Source organism: Collinsella sp. AF02-46-1 (genome assembly GCF_003465825.1).
Taxonomy (GTDB): Bacteria; Actinomycetota; Coriobacteriia; order Coriobacteriales; family Coriobacteriaceae; genus Collinsella.
In genome coordinates, this window is the sequence record NZ_QSBV01000007.1 from 1 (window position 1) to 17,627 (window position 17,627).

A 17,627-nucleotide genomic window follows, 5' to 3' on the forward strand; every position below is an offset into this window, starting at 1 on the left:
CGCAGGGGGCGGTACATTTTGTAGCGCGAAGCGCGGATAAAAATGTACCGCATGCCCGAGGACGCGCTGGGAAGCTGCCCCCATTCCGACCCGGACATACAGATCTACCAGCGCATTTACAAATTCGTAAACTTTTTTGAAAAAAGTGCTTGCACAGTTCTCGAATCATAGGTTATTATCTTCCTCGTTGAACGCGCGGGTCCAAGAAAACGAACCGCGAATCAACAACATAGCATGTCGGAGTGGCGGAATTGGCAGACGCGCTAGCTTGAGGTGCTAGTGACCGCTTTTTGGTCATGCGGGTTCAAGTCCCGCCTCCGACACCATCGCATTTGAGAAGCCTCTTCGGAGGCTTTTTTGTTACCGATAGACGGTGAGGTCCACGATGGAAACGCTTGAGCGCAACGAGTGGGCAGACGTTGCCCAACTGGTCGAGATCACGAGCGATGCTGTCATCATTTGTGAGCTCGACGGAACCATTCTGCATGTGAATAATCGCTTACTTGGTTTGATGTGCGAGGAACGCGCCGACGTCATCGGTGGAGATGTTAAAGACGTCCTGTATTCGTCCGCTTTTGAACGTGCGACGGAACATCGTCTACCATTTGAAACTGATGGCTCCGAGAACGAACTGATGCTCAAGCTGAGTGACGGCTCTTTTATTCCCGTCTTGGTTCGTGCGGGCTCCGTAACGCCTCCACGCATCTTTGGGCGCCGCGCACCACGTGTCCTGGTGGCGCTTCACAGTATCGAAGAGCAGTATTCCCACGATCGTCAGCTCAAACGTGCGCTTTCGGAGCTTAGGGTGGCGAATAAACGCCTTTCGGGTACCCTTTCGGTCATTATGAGTACCGTGGGCTCCAATGAGCTCCCCAGCTTGCTCGATATCGTTTTGAATCAGCTCGTCGGAACGCTCGATGCCTCTGGAGCTGCGATTTATTTTTCTGAGAGCGGCGGCTTTAAGCTTCGCGGTGTTTCCAAGGAGCTGCATGATAGCTACCTGCCCGAGTTTTTGCCGTATGGCGCTGGCATTCCGACGTATGTTCTTCGCGAGTCGCGTGCCTGCCGCCTGTCGATTCAGCAGGACCTTGAGGGCGACCGGGTTGCTTCGGGTATGTTCATGGATTTGGACAATCGTTCCAAACACTTGCTGCGCGTGCAGGATATGCCTCCGTATCGCAGTGAGATCTGTCTTCCCGTGTTTTACGGCACGCAGGTGCTCGGTGTGTTGGAGGTCGGTTGGAAACGTCCACAGGCGCCACTCGCCTATGACCTTAACGTGCTCGAGGTCATCTGCGATTACCTGTCTATTCAGATGGTCGGCATGGCGTCGAGCTTACGTTCGCGCCGCACGGCAGAACTTGGTCGTTCGCTCAACGTGCTGCGCGATGAGCTTTTTACCTATCTTGATGATCCCGTCGTCGCTTCGCGCGCGGTATCGTCGGAAATTTGCGCTGTGCTCAACTGTCATTTTTGCCCCGTGGAGTATGATGCGGGTCTCGAAACCTATGTCATCGATTTTGAGGGCGGCAGTCGCGTAGCGTTGCCGGGCGATCCGGAGTCGCTCTTCTTTTCTGTCACGACGCCGGCAGCGCGCCTGGGATCAGCTTCCGATGGGTTCGAGACGTCGGTGCTGGGCGGGACGAGCGCTGACGATCTCAAGCACGTGCGCCTAACGCGCGTGGATGAATCCACGCCTATGGGTGCATGGCTGAGAGCACACGGCCTGCCGTGTCAGGGACTGTACGTCGACTCCGGTATCGAGGCGGGGCGCTATCGCTCGGAGACGGATGACAAGCGAAACAACGATGCGATCGTTCACGCTGATGTCGCCAAGGGACCGACGACGCGTTTTTTGCTGCTCCGCGATGGCAGCCAGGAGCCAATCGACGACCTTGAGTACGACTACATGGTGCATTTGGCCCACGATTTTGAGCTGATCTATGAGGGTGAGTCTCAAAAGCGCGAGGAGCGTCATATCGCTCAGACGCTTCAGATCGGCATGAGAAATTCGCTTGGTGACGTTCCGGGAATCGCCGCCGATTCGGTGTACCTATCGGCAACGAATTCGGCGCTGGTCGGCGGTGACTTCTATACGCTTGTTCGTCTTCCCGACGATTGCGCCGTTATGATTTTGGGAGATGTGTCCGGCAAGGGAATCGAGGCGGCGTCGATGTCGGCGCTCGTCAAGACGGCGCTGACGGCCTATGCCTGGGAGGGTGCGGGGCCTGCTCGCATGGCTCGCTCGCTCAATAGTATGCTCATGGGCTTTTCGAGGGTCGAGACGTTTGTGACGGCGTTTATCGCCAAGATCGATCTTAAGGCGGGCCGAGCTACCTATTGCTCTGCGGGACATCCTCCCACTATGGTCATTCGGCCGTCGTCGACGCCGCTTGGTGGCGGCGAGACCTGCGGGGGAGAAGTGGAGCTCCTTGGGTGTCAATCGGGCGTGATCGGTGCCTTTGAGAGCATGGTGTACGAGACGGGCGTCTTTACGTTCGCTCCTGGTGACATGCTCTTTATGTATACCGACGGAACGATCGAAGCGCGCGATCGCTCTGGTGCTTTCTTTGGCGAGCAACGCCTTCGCGATCTTTTGCTCTCTGTTTCGGGTGAGGGCGTATCGGGAATCTGCGGTAAGGTCTTGAGCGAGCTTGACCGCTTTACCGAGTCGGCGCTGGACGATGATATCGCGTTGGTGTCCCTTGAGTTTTTACGGGGCCGATCGTAGGCTGCGACGCTTGAGGGGCGAAACCTACGCGGTTGTAGATATGTGTGCATCGAGCGAGCTCTTTTGGGGAACCATGGTCGTATGAATGAGTGGAATGACATAGCGGTTTTGACGCCACCGGGTGATGTCGACATCGCCTCGGTGCCCGCGCTGCGCCGACGGTTGGATAATTTGATCGACCGGGGCGTGCGCCGCGTTGTCATCAATTGCCAGGCCGTGGGCTTTATCGACTCGACGGGTTTGGCGTTTTTGCTTACACGCGCCAGAGAGCTCATGAGGCGAGAGGGCCTGCTTTCGCTCGTTAACGCCTCCGATGAGGTCATTCGCTTTTTGGAGATTGCCCGACTTGTCGACATCCTCCATGTTGCGGGCTTCGCTCGGGAGTCGATTCCTGCCATTCCGGTGGGGGAATTGCCTCGCTGGAGCAAGAGTGTCGAGGTACGCCAGGGTATCGAGAACCTTCCATACTATCGTCATCGTATTGCCGAGCTACTCGAATCGCTTCCCCTGAGGCGTGATGAGCGCTATGACGTCGCATTGGCATCGGGCGAGGCGCTGGGCAACGCGTATGACCATGCGGGTGGTATCGGATGCATCCTGACGGTTCAGGCCTATGGCGATCGTGTCGTGATTGAGGTTGTCGACCGTGGGGCGGGCTATTCGATCGACGGGTCGAGTGAACCGGTTACGACTGAGGAGCGCGGGCGTGGAATCAAGCTCATGCGCATGTTGGTCGACAACGTGGAGGTTGCCCGTCGTACTGATGGTGCCGGTACGCGCGTTCGGATGGTAAAGCTGTTTAGCGGAACATTGGAATCGTGCGCCTAGTAAATCGTTTTGGCATGTATATCTGCCAAGAGCATGTGGCGAACAACTTTTTTGAAAAAAGTACTTGCGTCTTTTGGGCAACTCGCGTAAATTAATAACCCGCAAGCGGACATGGCTCAGTTGGTAGAGCACAACCTTGCCAAGGTTGGGGTCGCGGGTTCGAGCCCCGTTGTCCGCTCCATTGCATTTCCGGACCGTCTCAAGCGGTCCTTTTTCGGCGAAGTGGCCAAGTGGTAAGGCAGAGGCCTGCAAAGCCTTTACCCCCGGTTCGAATCCGGGCTTCGCCTCCAGGCAACATCCGGGCGCTCCGGCGCCCGTTTTGTTTTACATATGCGGACATGGCTCAGTTGGTAGAGCACAACCTTGCCAAGGTTGGGGTCGCGGGTTCGAGCCCCGTTGTCCGCTCCAAACGCAACAGCCCGACTACTACGGTAGCCGGGCTTTTTCGTACCCATCGTATGGGCTCGAACCCGAGAGGGAGCGAGCGTTAAGCAAACGCGGAGCGTTTGTAGCGAGCTGGCGAGGACGCCGACAGGCGACCGAAGCCGGTGCGGATCCGCGAAGCGGATACGCAGACGCCCCGTTGTCCGCTCCAACTATCTTACGCGGTTCTAACGAACCGCGTTTTTTGTTGACGCTGCGCGGGCCCCGGGCACCCCATCTTGCCCCTCAATCGTCGGTCGCGTACATAAAGTACGCTTCCCTCCTCTTTCGCGGCAACCTGGGGCACCCGGAGCCCGCTCGCTCATATGACCCAATCCACTGTCAAGGGCCACAATGGCCCCGCCGACCGCTTGCAATCGGTCGGCGGGGCCTGCCGTTAAACCCGTCCCGGTCCGCCCCCGGCATGTCATCGACGCCTTCGGCTCAGTCTCATATCCGCGGATACCGCTCCGGCGGCCCGCAATCCTCTCCTTCGGCGGGGTTCCCCTAGTCTGTCTTCGCGCATGCGGCGGCCGCCGCGCGCACAGCGAGAACGGGGGTGTCCCCGAAGGCTGCCCGGCTCGCCGGGACGGGGGCTTATGTCTATTCCGCGCCCTCCCGGCACATCGTGCCGAGGGCCCACAGCCACCTCACGAGCTCGGCCGCGGTGGCCGCGTTCGCCTTCGCCTGCGGCATCCCGCGGGCGATCATCTCCTCGCGGCGGCGCAGGAGCCTCTCGGACCCCTTCCTCCCGTGCATCCTTATCTCGAGGGGCACGCCGGAGCCCTTGGGCATCAGCTTCGGCTGGTGGCCGGCCTGGGCATAGCACCAGGACCCCTCGACAGCCAGCTTCCTGACGAGCGCGTTGCCGGCCCCGCTGATTCCGCCGAGGCGCACGGAGTCCGCGCTCGACCTCTGCTTCGGGGCGAGGCCGAAGTAGGACGTCACCTGCCTGCCGGAGCGGAACCTCGAGAAGTCGCCGACCTCGGACGCGAAGGCGGCGGCGAGCGCGAACCCGCACCCCTTGATCGACTGGAGCGCCTCGACCTCGGCCGAGAGGGGGCCCGCCGCGACGGCGGCCCTGTATTCGGCGAGGAGGGCCTCCCTCGTCTCGTCGGCCGCCTCGACCTCGTTCCTCAGCGCCGCAAGCGCCCGGATGCCGCCGTCGTCGGCGGGGTGTATGCCGTCGAGCCACCTGAGGAAGCCGTACGTCCAGTACTTCCGGGGGTTGCCGGCCGGCGTCGTGCCGCCGTAGACATAGCCGCGGCGGGCTAGGAACGCCAGGAGCCGCTGCTTCGCCGCCGCGAGCCTCGCGGTCGCGGCGTCGTGGGCGGCGGCGAGGTCCCTGAGCCCCTCGATCTCGGGGGACGGCACCCATACCGGGGTGACGTCGTGCGACAGTATCGCCTTGGCCATCCTGGCCGCGTCGTTGCGGTCGTTCTTGGACGAGAGGTCGGCAGCCGACCTCGGGACCTTGGAGACGGCCGCGACGACGCAGTCGACGCCGAGCCCGGAGAGCTCCCTTTGCGGGGCGAAGCCGAGGTAGCCGCTCTCGTAGGCGGCGAGCGACGGGCCGGGGAAGCCCGACATCCACTCCGCGACCTCGCCCCAGGGGTTGCCGCGGAACCTCCTCGTCACGGCCTCGCCCGTCTCCGCGTCGAGCGCGCAGACGGTGGTGGACCTGAGGTGTACGTCCATTCCGAAGGCGGTAGAATATCTAGGCACGGGAGCCTCCCAACCTCGTTGCGGCGCGGCTGCGCCTCTGGCACTTCAACAACATTGTCGCAGCCCCGACCCGCGGTCACGAGCGGGGGCTCCTGTCGTTTCCGTGCCCCTGGATTGGGTCATAGTGTCTGTCGTGGCCGGGGGAGTAAGTCTTCCGTTCTTTTCACTAATCGATCGATTCGTCCCAGGAGGCTCGAGCCCGAGAGGGGGCGAGCGTTTGGGGCGTGGCTGCGGCGTTGATTGCCGTGAATGTCAGCTTTGGGCGTATCATCGTGGGCATCTCACAAAACCTCGTTGCAAGGGAGACACACCCCATGGCTACAGAAAAGTCCTCCTCGCGCTCATGGATGTCCGATGCCGCGATCTATCAGATTTACCCGCGCTCGTTTAAGGACTCGACTGGTTCGGGTTTGGGCGATATCGCGGGCATTACCCAGCAGATGGACTATCTTGAGCGGCTGGGTATCGAGGCCATCTGGCTGAGCCCGTTTTACCCATCGCCTCTTGTCGATGGCGGCTATGACGTGGCGGACTACTGCGATGTCGACCAACGTCTCGGCTCGCTTGACGACTTCGATGACATGATCGCCGCGGCTCACGCGCGCGGCATCAAGGTCATCGTCGACATCGTGCCCAACCATTCGTCCAACCAGCACCCCTGGTTCAAAGCCGCTCTTGCCGCCGGCCCCGGATCGCCCGAGCGCGCCCGCTATATCTTCCGTGATGGTCGCGGCGAGCATGGCGAGCTGCCTCCCACCAATTGGAATGCCAACTTTGGCGGCCCCGCCTGGACGCGTGTTGCGGACGGTCAGTGGTATCTGCACATGTTTACGCCCGAGCAGCCGGACTTTGACTGGTCATGCCCCGAGGTTCGCGCGTTCTTTTGCGACGTCCTGGCGTTTTGGAGCGATCGAGGCGTCGATGGCTTTCGCATTGATGTGGCGCACGGTCTCGCCAAGGATCTCGACCGCGATGATCTCGACCAGTGGCATCTCGCCGAGGGCGATGACATGGTTGACGACGGCACCCATCCGCTGTGGGATCGCAACGAGGTTCACGAGATCTATCGCGAGTGGCGCCGCGTGTTCGACCGCTATAATCCGCCGCGCAGCGCTGTTGCCGAGGCGTGGGTGCTGCCCGAGCGCCAGTATCTCTACGCGCGCCCCAGCGAGCTTGGCCAGACATTTAACTTTGAGTTCGCCAAGGCCACTTGGACCTATGATGACATGCACGCTGCAATCGAGGAGGGCTTGAAGGCAGCCATCGAATCCGATTCCGCCTCGACCTGGGTACTTTCCAACCACGACGTGCCTCGTGTGGCGACGCGCTTCGCCCTGCCGCAGATCAAGGCGACGCCCTGCCGCAGATCAAGGCGACGCGCTACCACCAGATTGCGCTCGACTGGCTCTTACGCGACGGGTCGTCTTATGACGAGGACCGTGAACTCGGCGAGCGCCGCGCGCGGGCGGCCCTTTTGCTTGAGCTGGCGCTTCCGGGCTCGGCATACGTGTATCAGGGTGAGGAGCTCGGCCTTTTTGAGGTGGCTGACATCCCGTGGGCTGCACTCGAAGATCCCACTGCGACCAATACGCACGGATCGAAGCGCGAGAAGGGGCGCGACGGCTGTCGTGTGCCCCTGCCGTGGGTGGCGACGGACGATCCCGCGCAGGGCGGATCGTTTGGATTTTCGCCGATGGACGCCGATGCGGCGCCCCATCTGCCGCAGCCTGCATGGTTTTCCGATTACGCTGCCGATAGGGAAGAGGCGGACCCGACATCGATGCTTGCGCTCTATCGTGACGCCCTCTGGCTGCGGCGCAAGCTGCGCGGGTGCGCTAACGATCTTGCGTGGCTCGATCTTGACGGGCGCACCGGCCTTGCGGATGGTGCCGAGGGCGCTGAGGGCGGCGTCATCGCCTATCGCCGCGACAACGGCTGGGCGTGTGTGACGAACTTCGGTGCAGCACCCGTGGAGCTGCCGGCGGGCAAGGTCCTGCTCACCTCATCACCGCTTGCAGACGGCAGACTTGCGCAGGACAGCTCTGCCTGGATCATGCTCGCTGAGTTGTAGGGGGCCTCTTGCGGCGAGTTTGCGTTTGCTCGCGCTTTCCGTGGTGGCTGATGTCTTCGCGAGGTTCGAGAGGGCGTCGCAAAACTTTTCAAAAAAAAGTTCTTGCATAGGATGCGGGTATCACGTAAGATTAATCCTCGTAAGCGGACATGGCTCAGTTGGTAGAGCACAACCTTGCCAAGGTTGGGGTCGCGGGTTCGAGCCCCGTTGTCCGCTCCATTTGGGCGTTTAGCTCAGGGGGAGAGCGCTTCCCTGACACGGAAGAGGTCAGAAGTTCAAATCTTCTAACGCCCACCAAATGTTCGCAGCCCAGAGGCTTAGCCTCTGGGCTGTTTTGTTTTGCTCGCCAAATGGGTCGCCAAATACGTCACCAAATTTCGAGTTTTTTGATCTTCTGGGATGCTTCTCAGTAGTCATCCGAGAAAACTCTCATCTTCTCTGTTTGCATACACATATCTTTCAAGGATTCGTGCCGCGGTTACATGGGGCTCGGCAAGGCACGACCGCAACATGTTGGTCAAGCATAATCTTTTGGATTCTTTTGGCGTGAGCGGCTTGGTTTTGGTAGGATTTGTCAGCGGCTTGACTAAGGGGGTTTTATAACTGCCATGCAGGTAGCCGTGTTGGTAACGTTTTACCGACTTGCCAAGAACCCCTCATAATTAATGCGTCTGCAAAATGACCAATTGCTTTGACCTGCTGAAACACTATATGTTGTGTTTGAACTAAAAAAAGAATACAGGATATAGATGCCTCTTTGTCGTATGATAGATGGCGGACAGAGAACGAGGACCTTATTTGCCCCATTTGGATAGATCTTTGAGCCGCTTGATCGGCCGCGAGGATTGTCCGCATGAGGACCTATGGTTTATCGAGAACACAGATTGCGCGACGGCGCCGCAAGACAGGGGCAAGCCCTGCCGGGCATCGTTTGGCTCTGAAGCGCAATGAGACTACGACGCGAAAGAGGCAAGAGGATGAAGATCATCAAGCGCAGCGGCACCGAGGTTGTCTTTGACATCGATAAGATCGTCAATGCGATTCGCGCCGCAAACTTGGAGGTCGAGGAGAGCTCTCGTCTAACCGACCGCCAGGTGGTTTATGCGGCGCAAAACGTCGCCGAGGCATGCGAGAACGCGGGCCACACCGTTTCGGTCGAGGAGATCCAGGATTTGGTCGAGGACGAGATCATGCGTCTCGACTGCTACGAGGTCGCCCGCCACTACATCATCTATCGCTATGTTCAGAGCCTGAAGCGCCAGAAGAACACGACCGATGACAAGATCCTGTCGTTGATCGAGTGCAATAACGAAGAGGTCAAGCAGGAGAACTCTAACAAGAACCCGACCGTCAACTCCGTTCAGCGCGACTACATGGCCGGCGAGATTTCCAAGGACCTGACTCAGCGCGTGCTGCTGCCCCAGGAGATCGTGGATGCCCACAACGAGGGCCTGATCCACTTCCACGATTCCGACTACTTTGCCCAGCACATGCATAACTGCGACCTGGTGAACCTGGAGGATATGCTCCAGAACGGCACCGTTATCTCGGGCACGCTGATCGAGAAGCCGCATAGCTTCTCGACTGCCTGCAACATCGCGACGCAGATTATCGCCCAGGTTGCTTCTTCCCAGTACGGCGGCCAGTCTATTTCGCTGACCCATCTCGCCCCCTTTGTTGAGGTGAGCCGTCAAAAGATTCGCGGCGAGGTTGCCCGCGAGCTCGAGGAGCTCGGTGTTTCGGCATCTGCCGAAAAGGTCCGTGAGGTCGTTGAGGACCGTCTGCGTGACGAGATCCGTCGCGGCGTCCAGACGATTCAGTATCAGGTCGTGACCCTTATGACCACCAATGGCCAGGCGCCGTTCGTGACGGTCTTTATGTATCTCAATGAGGCCCGTACGCCCCAGGAGAAGCACGACCTTGCCATGATCGTGGAGGAGACGCTTCGTCAACGCTATGAGGGCGTTAAGAACGAAGCCGGTGTGTGGATTACCCCGGCATTCCCCAAGCTTATCTATGTACTCGAGGACGATAACGTTCACGAGAATTCCCCGTACTTCTACCTGACCCAGCTTGCTGCCAAGTGCACCGCCAAGCGCATGGTGCCCGACTACATCTCCGAGAAGAAGATGCGCGAGCTCAAGCTGTCGAAGGGCGAGACCGTCGGCAACGGCGATTGCTACACCTGCATGGGTTGCCGCAGCTTCTTGACGCCCGACCGCTCGGGCAACGGCTTTAACAATGTCGCCAACGCGCTGAACTATGACCCGACCAAACCCAAGTACTATGGCCGCTTTAACCAGGGTGTTGTGACCATCAACCTGCCCGATGTCGCGCTGAGCTCGCATCAGGACATGGACAAGTTCTGGAAGATCTTCGACGAGCGCCTTGAGCTGTGCCACCGTGCTCTGCTGTGCCGTCATGAGCGCCTGATGGGCACGCTTTCGGATGCCGCGCCGATTCTTTGGCAGTACGGTGCCCTAGCGCGTCTGAAGAAGGGCGAGACGATCGATAAGTTGCTCGTGGGCGGATACTCTACCATCAGCCTTGGCTATGCCGGCCTGTATGAGTGCGTCAAGTACATGACGGGCCACAGCCACACCGAGAAGGAAGGCACGCCGTTTGCCATGGCCGTCATGCAGCGCATGAACGACAAGTGCGCGGAGTGGAAGGCCGAAAGCGATATCGATTTCTCGCTGTACGGTACGCCGTTGGAGTCGACGACCTACAAGTTCGCCAAGTGCCTGCAGCGCCGTTTTGGTATTATCCCGGGCGTGACGGACAAGGGCTACATTACCAACAGCTATCACGTCCACGTGTCCGAGGAGATCGATGCCTTCGATAAGCTTAAGTTTGAGGGCATGTTCCAGCAGCTTTCGCCGGGCGGTGCTATCTCTTACGTTGAGGTTCCCAACATGCAGGACAACCTCAAGGCTGTCATTCGCGTGATGCAGTACATCTACGACAACATCATGTACGCCGAGCTCAACACCAAGAGCGACTACTGCCAGGTGTGCGGCTACGATGGCGAGATCAAGATTGTTGAGGACGATGGCAAGCTGGTGTGGGAGTGCCCCAACTGCGGCAACCGCGACCAGGAGAAAATGAACGTCGCTCGTCGTACGTGCGGCTACATCGGTACCCAGTTCTGGAACCAGGGCCGAACCGAGGAGATCCGCGACCGCGTGCTGCATCTCTAATAACCATCCCAGGCTGCCCTGTAGCGAGGCCCCGGACCTTTACTCGCTATTTCGGACAGTCCTGGCTCACGACGGAGGCGCCACTGGCGCCTCCTGTTCGTGCGGAACTCATATCGAGCAAAGGTCCGGGGCCTCGCTACAGGGCAGCCAAGTTGATGTAGCTGAGATGCAGCGCGCAGTCTGCTCACTCCTCGAAGTTCTTAGCGGAAATAAGTCGAGTTGCAGCTGCGATTTACTTGCGATGGTGGTTGAGCCGCAACCCAGTTTTTATTGGACCTCGAACCCTATGCTCGATGTTCGCTTCGTTCATTGAGTTACCCTTTGCATGAGGCCGGGACATATCGTCCCGCCCGCAGTTTCGCAGGCCGCAGGCCGAGAATGTTTGAGGACGGGATGATATGTCCCGGCCTCCCGGGAGAGTTACCTATGAACTACGCGAACATTAAGTATTTCGACATTGCTGATGGAGAAGGCGTTCGTACTTCTCTGTTTGTAAGCGGGTGCCGTCGTGGGTGCAAGAATTGCTTTAACTCTGTTGCGTGGGACTTTGCTGCGGGTGAGCCGTTCGATCGTGCCGTCGAGGACAAGATTATCAAGAGTCTCGATCATCCCTTTATCGATGGTCTGACGATTCTGGGCGGCGAGCCCATGGAGCCCGAGAATCAGGCGGGGCTCGTTGAGTTTGTCGAGCGTGTTCGCGCGGCCTATCCAGTGGGGTCGGGGAAGACCATTTGGTGCTTTACCGGTGACGTGCTCGAGGAGCTTATGCCGGGTGGTCGTCATCATACCGAGGTGACGGACCGCATCTTTGCCTGCCTCGACATGTTGGTGGACGGCCCGTTTGTTCAGGACCTGTACGATATCACGCTGCGCTTTAGGGGCTCGAGCAACCAGCGCGTGATCGATATGAACGCTACGCGCGCCCGTGCTGAGCGCGAGGGCGTTGCGCTTTGTGATGCGGTTGAACTTTGGCGCGATGATCCGGTCTATTCGACCCATACTATGTAGCTTGTGGTCGATGCCGGAGGGCGTGGTACCATAGCGCAAACGTGAAATCGGAAAAGTGAGGCCCAGATGGTCGATCAGGAAAAAGTCGAGGCCGCCATTAAGCTGTTGCTTGAGGGCATAGGCGAGGATCCAACTCGTGAGGGCCTGCTGGAGACCCCGGCGCGCGTTGCCCGTATGTATGGCGAGATCGCCGGCGGTGTGGACCAGAGTGCCGAGGAGCACCTGTCCAAAACCTTTGCCGTCGCTTCGAACGATTTGGTTATCGAGCGCGACATCACGTTCTACTCGCTGTGCGAACATCATCTGCTGCCGTTTTATGGCAAGGCCGCCATTGGTTATATCCCTAACGGTCGGGTGGCCGGGCTTTCCAAGCTTGCTCGCACGATTGAGGTTTATGCCCGCCGTCTGCAGCTGCAGGAGCAGCTGTGTGCGCAGGTTGCCGATGCCCTCATGGAGTATCTCGCTCCCCAGGGAGCGATTGTGTTGATGGAGGCCGAGCATATGTGCATGACGATGCGTGGCGTGCAAAAGCCCGGCACCAAGACCGTGACGCTCGCTCGCCGCGGCGTCTTTGAGACCGATCCCGCGCTCGAGGAGCGTTTCTTTAGGATGCTGGACCGCTAACCATGAGAGTCGTCAACGACTTTACATCGAAGACCGATGAGGGGACGTCGCGTCGCGGCTTTATGGCTTCGGGCCTGGCCCCCTTTGGCGCCATGCCTCGCATTGATTACATTTGTACCAACGGGCTGTTCCGGCGGCACCTGGGCAACATTGCACAGTTGGAATCGGGGCGCATCTTCTGCCGCCACGGTATTGACCATCTGCTCGATGTCGCTCGCATTATGTGGATCAAGAATCTCGAGGAGCAGCTCGAATTTGACCGCGAGGTCATCTACGCCACGGCACTTCTTCACGATATCGGCAAAGATGAACAGTATGAATCGGGTATATCCCATGATGTTGCAAGCGAACGCGTCGCTGATGCGATCCTCGGTGGCATGCCCGATGACATGGCGTTTGAGCCGGCCGATGCCGCAGCCATTAAGACGGCCATTCTGGGCCATCGAAAGCTGCGCGTGAACAGCCAACCGCTTGAGCGTCTGCTCTATGCAGCCGACAAAGCGTCGCGCGCCTGCTTTGCATGCCCCGCGCGCAATGCTTGCAACTGGAGCGATGATAAAAAGAACCTGTCGATTCGCGTGTAGTTGATTTGCGCGGTCGGGGTTCTAAACGAAGGAGACGATCGCGATGAGTAACAAGAAACTGCCCGAGAATGCCACCAAGACTGAAGGCGCCGAGCTCGCTCGCCGTGGAAGGGGCGAAATATCCACCGCAACGGCGGTGCCTCACGTGAGCTATGACGATCTGCGCCATGCCGATCGTATTGCCATTGACGGCCTTGAGGTTTTTGCCAACCATGGCGTGTATCCCGAGGAGAACGCGCTGGGTCAGAAGTTCATCGTTTCTCTGGTGCTCTATGCCGACCTGCGCGCGGCGGGGGAGCACGATAACCTGGATGCCTCGATTGACTACGGCTCGGTGTGCCACGATGTTGATGGCTATCTGCGCGAGCATACGTTTAAACTCATCGAGGCGGCAGCCGAGGGGACGGCCCAGATGCTGCTGCGCCGTTATCCCTCGCTGCTTGGTGTGCGCATAAAGCTCGATAAACCGTGGGCGCCTGTCGGCTTGCCGCTGGCAAGCTGCGGCGTCGAGATCGAGCGCGTGCGCTAGTCGACGCTAGAGCTTGTTGAGGGGTGGCTGCTTGAGCCGCTGCGACAGAGCTCTATTGTTAGGGCAGTACGTGTCGAGCAGGGCGTGAAACCGCTGGTTGTGGCTTGGCTCGAGCAAGTGGACGAGCTCATGGGCGACAACCATGTCGAGGCATTCGACGGGGTAGGCGGCGAGCTCGCGCGCGATGCGAATGGCGCCGGTTTTGGGTGTGCAGGAGCCCCAACGCGTTTTCATGCTGCGCACGGAGACGCGGGCCACGGTGACGCCCATTGCGATTTCGTACGCGTGCACGATGTCGCGTAGCGCTGCGGTGACCTCGGACGCGTAGAGCTGGTCGATGTGGGCTTGGAGCTCGTCGGACGTTAGGCCGTCGAGGATTGCGCGCCGCTTGGCCTGTGGGCTTTCGTCCGATTCGTCGGTACCCATAAAACTTGCGAAGGTGGCCTGCTTGGGTCGCGGTGCGGGCGATGCAAAGTTGTGATCGAGTGCGTCCTGTACCGTGATGGGCTTGCCCCAAAGTGCAATGATGGACGATGGGCTGAGCGGCTCTCGCGCTGTCGCCTGACGTTGCTCACGTTGGGCAAGTCGGCTGATAATCCAGGCGCTGTTGCGCTTCACAAACGCTTCGATGCGCTCGCGACCGGCACCGAGCGGTGCGCTGGCGTGGACCTCACCGCTCGATGTGACGCGTAGGTTGAAGTTCTTGACGCGTTTTTTGGTAACGATGACGGGCAAGGCCGTCCCATCCGGTCGGGATACGGAAATCGTAAATTGCTGCGTCAAATGTGATCCTTCAGATTGGGGGGGGCGGGCCGGCATGTCGACCGCTCGGCATGCCGGCCCGCTCAAGGGATGCGAAAATAATTGCGCTCTTAATAACGCTCAAAGAAAGCAAGCGCGTTGTCGCTGCAGAGCTTCTGCATCACGGTCTTGCCAAAATGCTTGGAAAGCATGTTCTGGAATTCGGGCATCTTGCTGGCATCGGAGAGGAAAGCGGGCACCGTGGCGCCGTCCCAGTCGCCGCCGAGCGCGATGACGTCCTCGCCGCCCAGGTCGAGCCAGTGCTCGATATGTGCCGCCAGCTGGTCGAAGGTGACGTCTGCGGCGGTTTTGTCGGTTGCGTCGTTGGAAAGGAACTCGCTGCAGTAGTTGAGGCCGACGATGCCACCCATGTCGCGAATGGTGCGGAACTGGTCGTCGGTGAGGTTGCGCTTGACGCCGCAGACGGTGCGGGAGTTGGAGTGGCTGGCGACGAAGGGGCGCGTGGCATGGGCGACAACCTCGTCAAAGCACTCATCGTTGAGGTGGGAGACGTCGAGCACCATGCCGGCGTGCTCCATCTGCGTAAGCGCCTCGATACCGGCGGCGGTGAGACCGGCGTGGGTGTCGTGGCCGCTCGCGAGCGGTCCCTGCGCATTCCAGCTGAGTGACGACATGAGTACGCCCAGGCTCTTGAGCACCTCGATCAGCGCGGGGTCCTCGGCAAAGAACGTGGCGTTTTCGATGGTGTGGATGCAGGCGACCTTGCCGTCTTTGAGCGCGGGGCGAATGTCTGCGGCGTTGCGTACGTTGACCATGCGGTCGTGGTTGAGCATTGCTTGGCCGCTCATGTGTGCCATGATCTGCGCCTGGAAGCGCGCGGCGTGGGCGGTGGGAATCTCGTCGGGGACAAACGTGGCGAAGCACTGTGCCCACGGCGTGTTGCCGATCTTTGCGAGCGAGATGGCGCAGGCGTTGCCCTCGATGAGGTCGAAATCTTGCGGATGCGTTTCGTCGCCGGGGAAATAACCGTCGGTGCCGGCGGTAAAGCGCAGGTCGAGATCGAGCGTGGCCCAGCCGATGCGGTCGGCGGTGTCGCAGTGTAGGTCAAATACGGGATATGCCATGGTTCCTCCGGTTGCAGCGTTTCTTTGCAAACTGTCCTTGAATTGTATGACTAGGGTATAGTTAGCGCCATATGTTCACGGCGGCCCGCGTTGTGCGCCGCCCTTATCACGGAGGTTACCATGTCCAACCAGGGCAAGAAGGTCAAGACTCATTATCGCGGCACGCTCGACGACGGCACGCAGTTCGATAGCTCCTACGATCGCGGCGAGCCGCTGGAGTTCACCTGCGGCGCCGGCCAGATGATCAAGGGCTTCGACGCCGCTGTTGTCGACATGCAGGTGGGCGAGAAGAAGACCGTGCACATTCCTGCTGCCGATGCCTACGGCGAGCACAATCCCGAGATGGTTCTGACCTTCCCGGCCGAGCAGGTTCCCAACATCGAGCAGATCGAGAAGGGCATGAAGCTCTTCCTGTCCACGCCGAGCGGCATGCCCGTTCCCGCCGTCGTCATTGACGTGACGCCCGAGGCTGTGACGCTCGACGCCAACCACGAGTTGGCCGGCAAGGACCTCAACTTTGATATCGAGCTCGTTGAGGTCGAGGGTTAGAGTATGCCTGAACGCCTGGTTTCGACGACATGCTTGGGAAATCTCAACGATCCGTCCTATGAACTCCTGCTTCGCCGGAAGTTGGGCGGCGTCTTTGAAGTTGACGAGCTGCTGCTCGATTGGGACCAGGCCGATGTATGCGCGTTTGTGGGCGTGACGGAGCTGGGGCGCACGATTGATGTTCGGCTGGATGCTACCGACGGCGGTCGTCTTGCCGATGGCGACGTGCTCGCCATTGACCGTTCGGGCATGGTGCCCGTGGCGGTTGTCGTGCGCCTGCGCAGCGCCGAGGTTTATTTGGTCGAAGTCGACCGCATGGATCCGATTGCGCTCGCGCATGCGTGCTGGGAGATCGGCAACATGCATGCGCCGCTCTTCCGGGGCGACTCGGACGAGCATACCGTGCGCATGTATACGCCGGTGCAGCCTGTTTTGGGCCGTATGCTCCGGGGTGTCGAGAGTGTTCGGCTCTCGGTGGTTACCCGCGAACTCGATGCGGACCGACGCTTTGCATCGAGCGCGGCGGATGTCGTCGTGAGCATGGCTCCCGACTTTACCATCGTAAAAAAGACGCGCGGCTAAGCGCGCGTATGCGCAAGACGGGCTTTGAGGGGCGACCAATCAAAGTCCGTCTTGCTGTTGATAGGAGGCTTTGGGGGAAGCATATGGGTCTTGAGGGAATCAAGCTGATTGCATGCGATTTGGACGGCACGTTGCTGCATCCGGGGGAGCGCGAGCCGCGTTCCGAGGCCTTTGAGCTCATTGATGAGCTGCATCGTCGCGGTATCGTGTTTATGCCGGCGAGCGGCCGTCAATATGCGAGCTTGCGCTACCTGTTTGCCCCGGTGGCCGATGAACTCGCCTATGTATGCGAAAACGGAGCCCTGGTGATGAGCGAGGGGCGTGCCGTTGTCAAGCGTTCCATGGAGCGTAGCCTTGCTATGGATATCGCGAATGCCGTGGTTGCGTATCCCCATGCCGACGTGACCCTTTCGTGTGAGGGGCACCTCTACACCATGGGCGGCAACGATGCGTTTGTTGACCACCTGCGTTATGAGGTCCACTGCGATGTGGCGGTAGTCGACCGTCCCGAAGACATCGACGAGGACGTCATTAAGATTGCCTTCCAGACGCCCGAGGCGGAGCAGCAGGCGGCGCTGGAGTATTTCGAGCGCCACTTTAGCGATCGAGTCGATGTCATGACATCGGGAACCGAATGGACGGACTTTATCGGTTTCGATTCGGGCAAGGGCTCCGCGCTTGCCGATTACGGTCACGCCCTGGGGATTTCGCCCGATGAGATGATGGCGTTTGGCGACAATGAGAACGATCGTGACATGCTCAACGTGGTGGGCCATCCCTATCTGATGGAGAGCTGCAACCCCAGCATGCGCGGCATCAACGACCGCGTCCGCTACGCGCGCACGGTCGAAGAAGAACTGCGTCGTCTACTTGCTGTGTAGGCATGT

General features: G+C 59.6%; 14 protein-coding genes, 6 tRNA genes and 1 pseudogene. 18 read left to right on the plus strand and 3 right to left on the minus strand.

Annotated features, from left to right (window positions below; translation table 11 throughout):
• Positions 1–236: 236 nt before the first annotated feature.
• From DWV20_RS03925 to DWV20_RS03950, 6 genes are all read left to right on the plus strand, one after another.
• Positions 237–326 (plus strand) — tRNA-Leu (locus tag DWV20_RS03925).
• A 59-nt stretch (positions 327–385) separates the two neighbouring features.
• Positions 386–2,731 (plus strand): GAF domain-containing SpoIIE family protein phosphatase, encoded by a 2,346-nt coding sequence (locus DWV20_RS03930; protein ID WP_118256418.1) that lies wholly within the window; start codon positions 386–388, stop codon positions 2,729–2,731.
• An 81-nt stretch (positions 2,732–2,812) separates the two neighbouring features.
• Positions 2,813–3,559, plus strand: coding sequence for an anti-sigma factor antagonist (locus DWV20_RS03935; RefSeq protein WP_117635453.1), 747 nt, complete (start codon positions 2,813–2,815; stop codon positions 3,557–3,559).
• A 105-nt stretch (positions 3,560–3,664) separates the two neighbouring features.
• Positions 3,665–3,740 (plus strand) — tRNA-Gly (locus tag DWV20_RS03940).
• A gap of 35 nt (positions 3,741–3,775) precedes the next feature.
• Positions 3,776–3,849 (plus strand) — tRNA-Cys (locus DWV20_RS03945).
• Positions 3,850–3,891: 42 nt separating this feature from the next.
• A tRNA-Gly gene (locus tag DWV20_RS03950) sits at positions 3,892–3,967 on the plus strand.
• A 618-nt stretch (positions 3,968–4,585) separates the two neighbouring features.
• On the opposite strand, the gene DWV20_RS03955 is transcribed toward DWV20_RS03950, so the two are convergent.
• On the minus strand, positions 4,586–5,707 hold the full coding sequence (locus DWV20_RS03955) for an IS110 family transposase (protein ID WP_147346307.1): 1,122 nt from the start codon (positions 5,705–5,707) through the stop codon (positions 4,586–4,588).
• 440 nt (positions 5,708–6,147) lie between these two features.
• On the opposite strand from DWV20_RS03955, the pseudogene DWV20_RS10040 reads away from it, so the two are divergent.
• The 9 genes and pseudogenes from DWV20_RS10040 to folB form a co-directional block, all read left to right on the plus strand.
• Positions 6,148–6,981, plus strand: a pseudogene (locus DWV20_RS10040) (alpha-amylase family glycosyl hydrolase); the annotation flags it as partial.
• Positions 6,982–7,487: 506 nt separating this feature from the next.
• Positions 7,488–7,778, plus strand: coding sequence for a DUF3459 domain-containing protein (locus DWV20_RS10045; protein WP_233539768.1), 291 nt, complete (start codon positions 7,488–7,490; stop codon positions 7,776–7,778).
• Positions 7,779–7,921: 143 nt separating this feature from the next.
• Positions 7,922–7,997 (plus strand) — tRNA-Gly (locus tag DWV20_RS03965).
• 3 nt (positions 7,998–8,000) lie between these two features.
• Positions 8,001–8,075 (plus strand) — tRNA-Val (locus DWV20_RS03970).
• Between the two features lie 680 nt (positions 8,076–8,755).
• Positions 8,756–10,978, plus strand: coding sequence for an anaerobic ribonucleoside-triphosphate reductase (gene nrdD / locus DWV20_RS03975; RefSeq protein ID WP_118256420.1), 2,223 nt, complete (start codon positions 8,756–8,758; stop codon positions 10,976–10,978).
• 426 nt (positions 10,979–11,404) lie between these two features.
• Positions 11,405–11,986, plus strand: a complete 582-nt coding sequence (gene nrdG / locus DWV20_RS03980) for an anaerobic ribonucleoside-triphosphate reductase activating protein (protein WP_118256421.1) — start codon at positions 11,405–11,407, stop codon at positions 11,984–11,986.
• A gap of 66 nt (positions 11,987–12,052) precedes the next feature.
• Positions 12,053–12,610, plus strand: coding sequence for a GTP cyclohydrolase I FolE (gene folE / locus DWV20_RS03985; protein ID WP_118256422.1), 558 nt, complete (start codon positions 12,053–12,055; stop codon positions 12,608–12,610).
• A gap of 2 nt (positions 12,611–12,612) precedes the next feature.
• Complete coding sequence (locus DWV20_RS03990; RefSeq protein ID WP_199411440.1) at positions 12,613–13,194, plus strand: HD domain-containing protein; 582 nt, start codon at positions 12,613–12,615, stop codon at positions 13,192–13,194.
• A gap of 43 nt (positions 13,195–13,237) precedes the next feature.
• Positions 13,238–13,723 carry a dihydroneopterin aldolase gene (folB, locus tag DWV20_RS03995; protein ID WP_117758571.1) on the plus strand — a complete coding sequence of 162 codons (486 nt, stop codon included), beginning with the start codon at positions 13,238–13,240 and terminating at the stop codon, positions 13,721–13,723.
• A 6-nt stretch (positions 13,724–13,729) separates the two neighbouring features.
• On the opposite strand, the gene DWV20_RS04000 is transcribed toward folB, so the two are convergent.
• A complete protein-coding gene (locus tag DWV20_RS04000) occupies positions 13,730–14,458 on the minus strand; it encodes a M48 family metallopeptidase (RefSeq protein WP_158566310.1) in 729 nt (242 codons plus the stop codon).
• A gap of 137 nt (positions 14,459–14,595) precedes the next feature.
• Entirely contained in the window at positions 14,596–15,609 is a 1,014-nt protein-coding gene (locus tag DWV20_RS04005) for a dipeptidase (protein WP_117758569.1), read from the minus strand.
• A 120-nt stretch (positions 15,610–15,729) separates the two neighbouring features.
• Between DWV20_RS04005 and DWV20_RS04010 the strand changes: the two genes are divergently transcribed.
• The 3 genes from DWV20_RS04010 to DWV20_RS04020 all read left to right on the plus strand — a co-directional run bounded on the left by DWV20_RS04010 (position 15,730) and on the right by DWV20_RS04020 (position 17,621).
• Positions 15,730–16,158 carry a peptidylprolyl isomerase gene (locus DWV20_RS04010; RefSeq protein ID WP_035138874.1) on the plus strand — a complete coding sequence of 143 codons (429 nt, stop codon included), beginning with the start codon at positions 15,730–15,732 and terminating at the stop codon, positions 16,156–16,158.
• Positions 16,159–16,161: 3 nt separating this feature from the next.
• The gene (locus DWV20_RS04015; RefSeq protein ID WP_117716538.1) at positions 16,162–16,740 is read left to right on the plus strand and encodes an urease accessory protein UreE; all 579 of its coding nucleotides are present in this window, start codon (positions 16,162–16,164) and stop codon (positions 16,738–16,740) included.
• A gap of 83 nt (positions 16,741–16,823) precedes the next feature.
• A complete protein-coding gene (locus DWV20_RS04020) occupies positions 16,824–17,621 on the plus strand; it encodes an HAD-IIB family hydrolase (RefSeq protein WP_118094503.1) in 798 nt (265 codons plus the stop codon).
• Positions 17,622–17,627: the final 6 nt, after the last annotated feature.